The following is a 2,013-nucleotide window of genomic DNA, read 5'->3' on the forward strand; positions in this document are numbered from 1 at the left end:
GTTCCGCCCCGGGCCGCCCCCGCCCCCGGGGCGACCACGAATTCCTGAGAGCGCGCCGACTGGGCGGGGAGAGCGCACCGACTGCGCGGTGAGAAGGGAACTTTTCTCTACCGTATGCGTTAACAAGGGGCCCCTCCTTGCAGGTCGGCGAGGATGCGGCGGGCCGCGTTGTGGCCGGCCGCGCCGATGACGCTGCCCGCCGGGTGGCAGCCGGCGCTGCCGGCGTACACGCCGTCGATCCCGGTGGCGTACGGCATCCGGTCGGTGAAGGAGACCGTGTTGTCGACGTGGTGGATGTGCCCGCCGGTGATGCCGAAGTGCGCCTCGATGCCGGGCGGGGTCAGCGGCACGGCGTCGGCGATCAGGTCGCCGGTGCCGGGCGCGTACCGCTCGCAGATCTCCACGAGGCGCGACACGTACCCGGGTAGGGCCGCGTCCCAGGTGGTGCCGGCGAGGGAGTACGGCACCGACTGGACGAACAGCGCCGACGAGTGGTGGCCGGCGGCGTCGGACAGCGACGGGTCGACGGTGGTGTGCAGGTACCACTCGATGGTGGGCTCGGCGGGCAGCCGGCCGGCCCGCACGTCCGCCCACATCGCGCGCAGCGCCGCCATCGGCGGCTCACCCCCACCGCCGACCAGCGACGCCGAGCCGGGCAGCAGGTGGATGGTGGAGCCGAACGGGCTGGGCGCGCCCTCGGGCAGGCAGGAGAACCGGGGCAGCCCGGTCAGCGCCAGGTTGAGCTTGAGGGTGGTGCCGGGGCGGCGGACCGCCGCCATCCGCGCGCCCAGCTCCGCTGGGAGCGCGCCGTCGGGCAGCAGGTCGGTCAGCCGATACGGGTCGCAGGCCCCGAGCACCACCCGGGCGGCCACGTGCCGGCCGTCGGCGAGCGCCACCCCGCTGGCCGCGCCGCCGTCGAGGGTGATCGCGGTGACCGGGACGCCGGTCGCGATGGTGGCCCCGGCGGCGCGGGCGGCGTCGGCGAAGGTGCGGGAGACGGTGCCCATCCCGCCCTCGGCGATCATCCAGGTGCCGTCGGAGCCGGGCAGCCGGCACATGTTGTGCACGAGGAAGTTGTGCCCGGTGCCGGGGTCGTCGGGGCCGGCGTTGAGGCCGGACAGGCCGTCGGTGACCGCGTACATGCTGACCAGCAGCTCGGAGCGGAAGTCGAAGCGGGACAGGTAACCGGCGACGGAGCCGCGTACCAGGTCGACGAAGACCTGCCGCAGGGCGGGCCGGACGTACCGCTCGGCGGTTTCCTCGACGGGCAGCGGCTCGGCCAGCCACGCCGGGGCCAGGTCCGCGCGGAGCTGGGCCAGCTCCGTCTGCATGGCGTCGTCGGCGGCCACGTCGGCGGGGGAGAAGAACTCCGCGAGCTGCCGCCGGGTGGCGGCGGTGTCGCTGCCCATCAGCAGGTACGGCGACCCGACGCCGCCCGGGGTGGGCAGGAAGTAGTGCGGGTCGCGGCGCAGCACGGGGATGTGCACGTCGAGCGTGGCGAGCAGCTCCGGCGGCATCAGCCCGAGCAGGTACGACCCGGTGGAGTGGCGCAGCCCGGGAACTTTCGGGAACGGGTTCTCGGTGCGGGTGGCCCCGCCGATGGCCTCTGCGGCCTCCAGCACCAGCACGTCGAGGCCGGCGCGGGCCAGCAGGATCGCCGAAACCAGCCCGTTGTGCCCGGAGCCGACGATCACCACGTCGGCGCGGGCCGGCAGTTCACTCGCCTCGCCGTGCGCGGTCGTCCCGCTGTGCTCGCTCATGCTCGGGCAGCCTAGTGCCGCGCGGGCCGGCAGGGGGGCCGTTGCCGTCACGCCGGAGACGGCCGGGCCGGAACCCGTCGTGCCGGCGACCCGTCACCCCGCGTTCATCGGGTAGTTGCTGCCGTCGATGCCTCGCCGGCCCTACCGTCTGTGGGGCATCGACACTACCAGGAGGTAACCGATGGACCGTCGTACCGTCCTGCGCGCCACCGTCGTCGGCGGGGCCGCCGCCTTCTGCGGCAGCCTCTGGGCC

At 74.5% G+C, this 2,013-nt stretch carries 1 protein-coding gene; it reads right to left on the minus strand.

The annotated features are described in order from the left end of the window. Window positions 1–119 precede the first annotated feature (119 nt). The gene (locus E1258_RS32285; protein ID WP_132407727.1) at window positions 120–1,760 is read right to left on the minus strand and encodes an NAD(P)/FAD-dependent oxidoreductase; all 1,641 of its coding nucleotides are present in this window, start codon (window positions 1,758–1,760) and stop codon (window positions 120–122) included. Between the last annotated feature and the right edge of the window lie 253 nt (window positions 1,761–2,013).

It is taken from the genome of Micromonospora sp. KC207, assembly GCF_004348615.1.
In the GTDB taxonomy this organism is placed as follows: domain Bacteria; phylum Actinomycetota; class Actinomycetes; order Mycobacteriales; family Micromonosporaceae; genus Micromonospora.

What these genes read in the sequence shown, in the direction of transcription:
- E1258_RS32285 (WP_132407727.1), bottom strand. Translation starts at nt 1,760, where the DNA reads ATGAGCGAGCACAGCGGGACGACCGCGCACGGCGAGGCGAGTGAACTG.